We start from the raw sequence: 9157 nt of genomic DNA, 5'->3' as shown, positions 1-9157 counted from the left end.
TCCCTTACATTAATGTAAGGGATTTTTTAACAATTGTCATTCTATTGAAGTAACAGTATATCCTGCAGTTTCAACCGCATTTTTTAAAATATCGTCACTTAGATTTTCGCCTTCAACAACAGCTCTTTTTCTGAATAGGGATACTTTAACATCGCAAACTTCATTTAAATTTTCAAGAGCTTCCTTAACATGAGCAGAGCAGTGCTCACATGTCATATTACTTATATTAATTATTTTTTTCATCGCTATACCTCCTTTTATTAAACCATACTACATAAATATTATATCATACTGTTTAATTATATTTTTTACAAATTTCCATCATTTCTATAATGGCATAAATTTATAGTTAAATTTAAGACAGATAAAATTATTAATGGAATTATTAAATAAATTATTGAGCTTTGACTTTTTGTATAGCAGTTGTTTAAAAATAACAGTGCAAGATAGGAATAGCTTGTTTTTATATTTACAGCAGTTATGGAAATCATTGAAAGTAAAATTGTAAGCGGCATATAAATTAAGAAGTATTTTCTGCTCAATAATTTTATTAACAGTAATTCATATAGGTATATACAAATTATATATAGTAAATATTTTTTTATATCTATATCTATAAAGTGTTTCAACAAAATTAAAAATAATCCTGAGTTTATCAATATAGCTGCCAATATAAAAATCGATTTATTTTTTCTTCCATTTACGGTTTGAAAGTATTTAGAATTACTTTCTAATATAAAGTAATCATAAATAGTAAGTGTATTTAAAGCAAGTATGAGCAGGCTTGAAGTTTCAAATAATGGAAATACTTTTCCGGAGAATTTATCTTCATAATTAAATGAAAAAGTTTGTTTAATATATTTATCGTATAGAGTTTTATATTTTTGTTCATCTAATTTTAATAGGTTTTTTGTATATTCCGATGTAGTTATTTCAAAATAATTTGAATAAATATCTTCTCTTGCAATTCCCGAAAAATTATCATCAAATGAATACTGTATAAATTTTCCATCAGAATTTAAGTCAATTTCAAATCCATAATTTATGTTTTCGGATTTTAAATCCTGAAGCAAATTTTCTTCATTTGAATATTTTATATATTTAAAGTATCCGCTTGAAGTTAATAACTTGTCAATTAAATTTTGGGAAAGACAGTTATCTGTTTTATCAATAATTCCGATTTTTAAATTATCACTTGAATTTAAGTCAACTGTAGTATATAGAAATGCTAAAACAAAAACACATAGTAAGGAGAGATAAAATAATTTGCTTTTTAAATATCTCTTCATAAAAATTAAAAGCTTCATTCAAAATTCCTCCTTATTAAGTAATTTGTGAAAAGCATAAAACAGATAGTATATGCCGATATTAGAATATAGCTTTTTGGAGCGTCTTTTAGTATCAAACTTATAGGCATAATGGAGAAAGCCTTTATAATATAAGTAGGAATAATAGAACGTGAGATTATAATTCCCGAATTTAAGATTGATAGTATTGAGATAATTAATATAGCAAAAATACAGGATTCTTTAAATAAAATCAATAACAGTTCAAGTAAGGCACTGATGAATGCAGAGATAATTAAAATTTTTATACTGTCTGTAAGCATGTTCAAGGGTTTGTTAGCTATATTATAAGAAACAATAAATATCAAAAATAAAATTATCGTGTTGGATACAACTTCATACAAGTTTAATTTGAAAATAGAATTTCCTCTAACTTTCAAATAGGCGTATGTATTTATATAGTTTGTATTTCTAAGTGCAATGATAATAATTGATGATATTAAAATTGAAATATAAATTTCAGCCATACTTACATTGCTTTTAATATAAACTTTTTTAAAAAGTTTTTCTCTATTTAGAGATTCACTTAAAAGTTTTTTATTTAATTCTTCATTTCTATAGCCCTGTTTACCGTCTTTTATGTTATCTGAAATATAGATATTTGCTTGTGCGGAAGAAAGCATTTTTACGGAACTTTCACTTAGAGATTTAAAAACTCCTTTTACAATTTCTGTAGAGTCTGAAAAATATATGGTTGCACTTTTATTTGTGCCGTCAATTATGCTTTCATAAAAGTTTTCGGGTACATTTATAAGTATATCTGTTTTTCCATTTTTCAAATCACTAAAAGCATTTTCAAGATTAGTTTCAAGTTTTACATTTATTGCATTTTTTACGCTGGCAGTTCCCTTTACAAGAAATAGAATTAAATTATTTTTATTCGATTGTTCTTCAAAATGAAGTGAAAGATTTATTTTTTTTGCCTTAAAATTGTTTTTTAATATGTAAAAACTGCCCATAAAAATGAGCATAACAGCACATAATATGGGCAAAATTTTAAATTTACTTTTTAATCTTAATAAAAAGTATTTCATTATAATCACCTTTTAATACAGGTATTACATTCCAAGTTGTTGTACTGCAATCATAAATGATTGAACATTTCCTTCAATTTTTGTCATGAGTGATTGGATTTCGCTTTCGTCAAGTTTTAAAATTTCTATTGCATTTTCAGGAGCGTTTATTTCAGGAGTTTCAGTTGAGAAATTTAAATTTCCGCCCAAATTAAACTCAATACCCGGAATAGAAATATTATCAAATATAAAATTATATCTCTTTCCCTTTTCAATATTTTCAAATTTTCCTGATAGAGAAATAACTTCTTCGTTAAAATTACCCTCAACCTTTAGAGTTTTATCTGTAGGGTTATAAGTTTCGGTATAATTTATTTCGTCATACTCTGATTTAACATTTACATTAATGATGTTTGCACTGTCTGATAATGACATGTTAGAAGAGATTGTAGTTTTTTCCTTGTCATCTTCAAGTATATTAAGGATCATATTGTCTGTTGTATTTTTAGAACCTAAGAAGTATATTTCTGCTGAAATTTTTTCTTCTTCGGAAATATTTGTATTGATTGCAACTACTTTTCCGTTTTCGATAAATACATTTATTATATATGGATCCGCAATTTTCATTTCATCAATTTTTTCTTGAGCTTCTTTGATTGAAGAGCTGATATCTTCAAGTGCACTTTCATCATTAAATCCTATTGCGGCAAGTTCTCTTTTTTGTAAATCCACGATATATTCTGATGACTTTTTCATTACTGCTTTAATATCATCTGCCTTAAATTTCAGTTCGAATTTTTCAGGAGTTATTTTTCTTGATGAATCAGTTAATAAATTATTAATTTTTGCAGTTTCATCATCAGATGCAGAAGATTTTGTAACTTCAAGATTTTTTATTAATGAATTGGATTCTGTTTTTATATAGTTTGAAAAATCTTTTTTAAGTTCATCTGTTGTGCGTGGTAAGGAAGTAAAATCAAATTTTAAATCTTTATACTCAGATAAGTCAGCTCCCAAGAACTTTACAAGTGCAGAATCTTGAATATCGGCTCCGACTGTGTCTCCGACAATTTTAAATGCATTGTCATATAACATAGGAATATTTAGATATACGTCATTTTTAATAAGTGTAAGATCTGCTGAAGCTGATAGACTTCCACCGTTTGCATCTAAGGTAAGACTGTATAAATTTTCTTTCGGATTGTTTTTTATAGAGTAAGTTAATCCTGCACTATCTATACCTTGGGATTTAAAATAATCCGTATTTAGATTTATATCTGCAGAAAAAATTCCGTCTTTAGAATATTTTTGCATCATTTCTTTTGTTCCGAAGTCGGGAGCAAAATCATTTATAGTATTAGAATATTCATCTTTTAATCCCATAAGAGCTTTTGCAACTTCCGCTTTTGATCCGGAAGCTCCTTTTGTAAACGCAAATATTCCGCCTCCGACTATAAGCACTGCCAATACCGCAATAATCAATTTAGAATTTATTGCACCTTTTAATTTTTTCATACCATGACCTCCAATTTTCCGTCTTTTAAATAAAGTTTAATGTCTGATGCGGCAGACATGTCATTTAGGTGAGAAGTGTATAAAATAGAAAGTCCATTTAGTTTTTTTGTTTTGAATATATCCAAAAACAGTGATTTATTTTTTGAATCTAAGTTTGCAAAAGGTTCATCTAAAATTAATAAATCATTATCTTCCATTAAACTCAAGCATAGAGAAACTTTTTTCTTTGTCCCTCCTGAAAGTGAAGACACCTTATTTTTGAATATCTTGTCTATCTCAAATAATTTTATGTATTTGTTGTTTTTAATATCAGATGTATTATTTAAAAACAGTTTGATATTATCATATACATTTATGTCTTCTATCAATACATTATCTTGAGGCAAGTAATAGATTTTTAGAGAGTCGGAATATTTTATTTCTCCCGAATATTTTTTGAGACCGCAGATTGATTTCAACAAAGTTGATTTTCCACAGCCGTTTTCTCCTAAAATACAAATACTTTGCCCTTTTTCTATAGTAAAATATATTGAATTCAGAATTAAATTTTTCCCATAGGATGCGCTTAAATTTGAAATTTCCATCAACATATAATCACCTATTCTAATTATATCATAATGTCTTAAAAGATAATACAGGAAAAGAACTCTGTTAATGGGATTAAAAATATAGTATAATATATAGTATCCCATTTAATAAGTTATAATATGACTATGCTGAACTGCAAATCGTATTGTTTTCCTAATATTTAAAATTTAAAGGTTGGCATGAAAATTGCGTTATAAAGTTAATGATCTCATAAAAAAGGAGGGAGTATGAAAAGGATTACAATTCTTTCTATTGACGAGGAAGCATCAATTTTTTATAAAGAACAAGTAAATTCAATATTTAAAGATGTCTTGGTAGATTATAGAAATTTGGAAATGGAACCGGTACCGCCGGTTAAAGATACAGATTTAATATTATATACGGATCCCGAAATTATAAATTTGCTTATTAAAAAAATCAACTGTGATGTACCGCATCTTATGATGAAGCGTACAATTACAAAAGCAGCGCTTAAAGAATTGAATAAGATAGAAGCGGACAGTAAAGTTTTAGTTGTAAATATAAATGAATTTATGGCAAATGAAACTATGGCGCTTATATATCAGCTTGGAAGAACAGATATATTTATGGAACCGTATTTTCCGGGTAAGATACTTACTTCAAAAGAATATGATTACATAATTCACGTTGCACCGGAAAAAATGGATTTGGAAGATGGAATTACAGGCAAGGATATTATAATAGGTCATAGGATTTTAGACGTATCTAATGTTCTTGATATAATTTATATTTTAAATATTGAAGAAAAAGTTGCAAGGGATATAGTGCTTAAGATGGTAAATTTAGTACCTACTTTTTGGTATGGAATTAATTATTCACTGGAACAAAAGTATGTTTCAGAAGCGAAACTTGAATTTGCCATAGATTATCTTGATGGAGGAGTTTTGATTGTAGACTCCGATTTTGACATAAATACTATAAATGGTGTTATGTGTAAAATTTTAGGCATTAGCAAAAAAGATGTTCTTTATAAAAATTTATATGAGGTTTTCGAAAGAGAAGAAGAATTTTTAAAAATAATACGAGATCAGGATGTTAAAGAAGAACTGATAAAGGTAAGAAATGTTGAATGTTTTATAACTGTGAGAAATATAGAATACAAATCTGAAATCTTCGGCAAAATGATAATTCTAAGAGAATATTTTAATGTTGTTGAACTTTATAATAAGACGAATAAGATTTTTAAAAGCGGATATTTTTCAAAGTATACATTTGACAATATAATCGGAAATTCATTTAACATAAAAGAAAGTATAAAAATAGCAAAGGTGTATTCTAAAACGGAAAATCCGGTATTGATATTAGGGGATACCGGAACGGGAAAAGAACTTTTTGCAGGTTCAATTCATAACTACTCGAATAGAGCAAAGGAACCGTTTGTTGCTATAAACTGTTCTACTCTATCAGCAACACTTCTCGAGTCTGAATTATTCGGATATGAAGAAGGTGCATTTACAGGGGCTAAGAAGGGCGGAAAGATAGGACTATTTGAAAGAGCAAATGGCGGGACTTTGTTTTTAGATGAAATAGGGGATCTTCCTATGGAACTTCAACCGAGACTTTTAAGAGCTTTAGCTGAAAAGAAAATTATGAGAGTAGGTGGAGACAAACTTATAGATGTGGATGTTAGAATAATAGCGGCAACAAATAAAGATATAAATAAAATGGTCGTAGACGGAAATTTTAGAATGGACTTATTATATAGGTTAAATGCTTTTGAAATTAATATTTCTCCGCTGCATGAAAGAGGTAAAGACACTTATTTAATAATTAACAGCTATATGAAAAAGAAAGGCATAACAAGAAACTTTACCAGAGATTTTGAGGAATTTTGCATAAATTATAATTGGCCGGGAAATGTAAGAGAATTGAAAAACATACTAAACTATATAGAGGTTATGACTAAAAAAGAAGTCGGATTTGATTCTATACCTAAAAATTTACATCTTGACAGATATCTTTCCAAAGAATGTGAATTTGCTTTAGTTTTAAAATTGATATATGCTTTGCAAATATTAAACAGAGGTCCCGGAAGAAGGACAATTGAAAAGCTGTTTACAACAATCTATTATAAAATATCTGAAAATGAAATAAGAAATATTCTCAAATATTTAGAAGAGAAAAAATTTATAACTACGAATGTTGGAAGACGTGGTAATGAGATAACATGTATCGGAAGGGAATATTTGCTTAAAGAAAGATATATTTTAGATTATGAAACAGAATTTATTGACAAGATAGAAGAAACTATAAGGAGTATAGACTAATGGATATCAAAAATTTGGAAGCAAGGGTAGATGAGGTCATAAAAAGTACTCAAAATCTTATAGGAGTTGGAAATGTTGCCACATATATTCCTGAACTTGCAAATGTAGATGCAGATAACTTTGGACTTGCCGTAGTAACGGTTGATAGAGAAAGAGTTTTGAGAGGAGATACAGAACTGATTTTTTCTATGCAATCAATATCAAAAATAATATCTTTAATAATGGCACTTGAAGATGCCGGTGAGGAAGAAGTTTTTTCGAGAGTTGGAACAGAAGCGACAGAATATAAATTCAACTCCATAAGACCTATTGAAGACAGAGCTGCAAATCCTTTAATAAATGCAGGTGCTATAACTACAGCATCATTAATCAGAGGGAAAGATGTGGACGAGAGATTTAATAGAGTTGTTGAAAAAGTAAAGATTTTAAGTAATAGCGATAAAGTGACATTTTTAGAGACTGTATATAATTCTGAAATGCAGACTACGGATATAAATCGTTCGATAGCATATTATCTAAAAAGTAAAAATATCTTTTCAGAAGATACGGAAGATGTGCTTGATCTGTATATCAGAAATTGTTCTATAGGAATAAATATAGAAGGACTTGCAACTATTGCTGCAGTTCTTGCTAATGGTGGAATGTCATTAGATGGAAAGACACAGCTTATATCAAAAAAGGTTGTTAAAATTACATTGGCACTTATGGCTGCTTGCGGGATGTATGAAGAAAGCGGAAAGTATCTTATGGAAGTAGGATTTCCGTCAAAGAGTGGAGTTAGCGGAGGAATAATAGGAATAGTTCCGGGGAAATGCGGAATTTGCACATATTCTCCAAGGCTTGACGGATCCGGCAACAGTGTAAGAGGTAAGAAAATATTGGAAGAATTATCAAATTCTTTGGATTTAAATATATTTATATGATTAATAGGAGGAAATATGGAATTTTTAAGTAACATCATAGGAAAATTAAATGGAGTGTTATATTATCCTATATTAATAATTTTGCTTTTAGTAATAGGTTTATATTTTACAGTTAAAACCGGACTTATCCAGTTTAAGTATTTAAGTGAAACATTTAAGGTAGTAATGGAAAAACCGAATAAAGAAGGTTCTGTATCATCATTCCAAGCTCTAATGGTATCAACAGCATCAAGAGTAGGTACAGGTAATATCGTCGGAGTTTCAACAGCGTTATGTCTAGGTGGATATGGTGCAGTTTTCTGGATGTGGGTTATAGCTATAATAGGCGGAGCATCTGCATTCGTTGAATCTACTCTTGCCCAAATTTATAAGAGACAAGACAGTGAAGGAAATTACTATGGGGGACCTGCATATTATATTGAAACAGCATTAAAGAACAAAGCTCTTGCAATAATTTTCTCAGTTAGTTTAATTGCAACATATGCTCTTGGTTTTAATATGTTGGCGGCTTTCAATTTACAAACAAGCTTTAGCAGTTATTCATTCTATGATGCAAATATTACACCAAAAATTATAGGCGGAGTTTTAGCTCTTATAACAGCATATTGTATTTTTGGCGGCGGAAAGAGAATAATTAAATTTACATCTGTATTAGTTCCTGTAATGGGCGTTGTTTATATCGCAGCGTCAATTATAATGATAATTTTAAATATAGGAAATATGCCTATGGTATTCGGAAAAATCTTTAGCGATGCATTTGACTTCAAGGCTATATTTAGCGGTATAGCAGGTTCATCAATGATGTATGGTATTAAAAGAGGACTATATTCAAATGAAGCAGGTATAGGTTCTGCACCGAACGCTGCGGCATCAGCAGATGTATCTCACCCTGTAAAACAAGGTCTTGTACAAATGCTTTCAGTATTTATAGATACAATATTAATTTGTTCTGCAACAGCATTTATGGGATTGAGTTCAGGAATTGAACCGAATGCGGAAATGAGCGGTGCTCCATATATTCAAAATGCATTAGCAACAAGATTTGGCGGTATGGGATTCTATTTCATAACATTTGCATTAATTCTATTTGCATTTACAACATTAATTGGTAATTTATACTATGTAGATAACAACTTAGCGTATATTAACGGAAAAGTTCCGAGCAAGACATTTATGACAATCTATAGAATAGTAGCAGTTCTAATTATATTTGTAGGAGCTACTCAAGAAGCCGGATTCCTATGGGATTTAGGGGACTTGTTAATGGGTATTATGGCACTAATCAACTTACCTTCAATTTTGATGTTGGGCGGAGTTACAATTAAGGCATTAAAAGACTATGCATCACAAAAATCACAAGGTAAAAATCCTGTGTTTGTAGCTAAAAATATTGGAGTAGATGAAAAAGAAGCTCCTTGCTGGAAATAATTAAAAATTTATATAAAACAAAAACTTGCGAGGAAAATAAACTCTCGCAAGTTTTT

At 29.2% G+C, this 9157-nt stretch carries 8 protein-coding genes; 3 read left to right on the top strand and 5 right to left on the bottom strand.

Annotated elements, in window-relative coordinates; all coding sequences use genetic code 11:
- Positions 1 to 36: 36 nt before the first annotated feature.
- From HMPREF0629_RS00570 to HMPREF0629_RS00550, 5 genes are all read right to left on the bottom strand, one after another.
- Positions 37 to 243: a heavy-metal-associated domain-containing protein gene (locus tag HMPREF0629_RS00570; RefSeq protein WP_009221428.1), complete on the bottom strand. Its 207-nt coding sequence runs from the start codon at positions 241 to 243 to the stop codon at positions 37 to 39.
- A 65-nt stretch (positions 244 to 308) separates the two neighbouring features.
- Positions 309 to 1307, bottom strand: a complete 999-nt coding sequence (locus tag HMPREF0629_RS00565) for a hypothetical protein (RefSeq protein WP_009221427.1) — start codon at positions 1305 to 1307, stop codon at positions 309 to 311.
- Positions 1304 to 2380 (bottom strand): hypothetical protein, encoded by a 1077-nt coding sequence (locus HMPREF0629_RS00560; protein WP_009221426.1) that lies wholly within the window; start codon positions 2378 to 2380, stop codon positions 1304 to 1306. Before HMPREF0629_RS00560 ends, HMPREF0629_RS00565 begins: the two co-directional genes overlap by 4 nt.
- 24 nt (positions 2381 to 2404) lie before the next feature.
- A complete protein-coding gene (locus HMPREF0629_RS00555; protein WP_009221425.1) occupies positions 2405 to 3874 on the bottom strand; it encodes a hypothetical protein in 1470 nt (489 codons plus the stop codon).
- A complete protein-coding gene (locus tag HMPREF0629_RS00550) occupies positions 3871 to 4464 on the bottom strand; it encodes an ATP-binding cassette domain-containing protein (protein ID WP_036730187.1) in 594 nt (197 codons plus the stop codon). The genes HMPREF0629_RS00555 and HMPREF0629_RS00550 overlap by 4 nt, the downstream gene beginning before the upstream one ends.
- Positions 4465 to 4689: 225 nt before the next feature.
- Between HMPREF0629_RS00550 and HMPREF0629_RS00545 the strand changes: the two genes are divergently transcribed.
- From HMPREF0629_RS00545 to HMPREF0629_RS00535, 3 genes are read left to right on the top strand one after another with little or no spacing between them, the layout of a single operon-like run.
- Complete coding sequence (locus HMPREF0629_RS00545) at positions 4690 to 6750, top strand: sigma-54-dependent Fis family transcriptional regulator (RefSeq protein ID WP_009221423.1); 2061 nt, start codon at positions 4690 to 4692, stop codon at positions 6748 to 6750.
- Positions 6750 to 7673, top strand: a complete 924-nt coding sequence (gene glsA, locus HMPREF0629_RS00540; RefSeq protein ID WP_009221422.1) for a glutaminase A — start codon at positions 6750 to 6752, stop codon at positions 7671 to 7673. Before HMPREF0629_RS00545 ends, glsA begins: the two co-directional genes overlap by 1 nt.
- A 15-nt stretch (positions 7674 to 7688) precedes the next feature.
- Positions 7689 to 9101, top strand: coding sequence for an alanine/glycine:cation symporter family protein (locus tag HMPREF0629_RS00535; protein ID WP_009221421.1), 1413 nt, complete (start codon positions 7689 to 7691; stop codon positions 9099 to 9101).
- Positions 9102 to 9157 lie beyond the last annotated feature (56 nt).

The sequence above is a fragment of the Peptoniphilus sp. oral taxon 386 str. F0131 genome (genome assembly GCF_000090945.1).
Classification (GTDB): domain Bacteria; phylum Bacillota; class Clostridia; order Tissierellales; family Peptoniphilaceae; genus Anaerosphaera; species Anaerosphaera mikwangii.
The sequence above is the reverse complement of the archived record's forward strand: the minus strand, read 5'-3'. Positions and strand labels throughout refer to the sequence as shown.

Bases quoted from the DNA above. Each gene is read 5' to 3' on its own strand.
- HMPREF0629_RS00555 (WP_009221425.1), bottom strand. From the start codon at position 3,874: ATGAAAAAATTAAAAGGTGCAATAAATTCTAAATTGATTATTGCGGTA.
- HMPREF0629_RS00565 (WP_009221427.1), bottom strand. From the start codon at position 1,307: ATGAAGCTTTTAATTTTTATGAAGAGATATTTAAAAAGCAAATTATTT.
- HMPREF0629_RS00550 (WP_036730187.1), bottom strand. From the start codon at position 4,464: ATGTTGATGGAAATTTCAAATTTAAGCGCATCCTATGGGAAAAATTTA.
- glsA (WP_009221422.1), top strand. From the start codon at position 6,750: ATGGATATCAAAAATTTGGAAGCAAGGGTAGATGAGGTCATAAAAAGT.
- HMPREF0629_RS00560 (WP_009221426.1), bottom strand. From the start codon at position 2,380: ATGAAATACTTTTTATTAAGATTAAAAAGTAAATTTAAAATTTTGCCC.
- HMPREF0629_RS00545 (WP_009221423.1), top strand. From the start codon at position 4,690: ATGAAAAGGATTACAATTCTTTCTATTGACGAGGAAGCATCAATTTTT.
- HMPREF0629_RS00570 (WP_009221428.1), bottom strand. From the start codon at position 243: ATGAAAAAAATAATTAATATAAGTAATATGACATGTGAGCACTGCTCT.
- HMPREF0629_RS00535 (WP_009221421.1), top strand. From the start codon at position 7,689: ATGGAATTTTTAAGTAACATCATAGGAAAATTAAATGGAGTGTTATAT.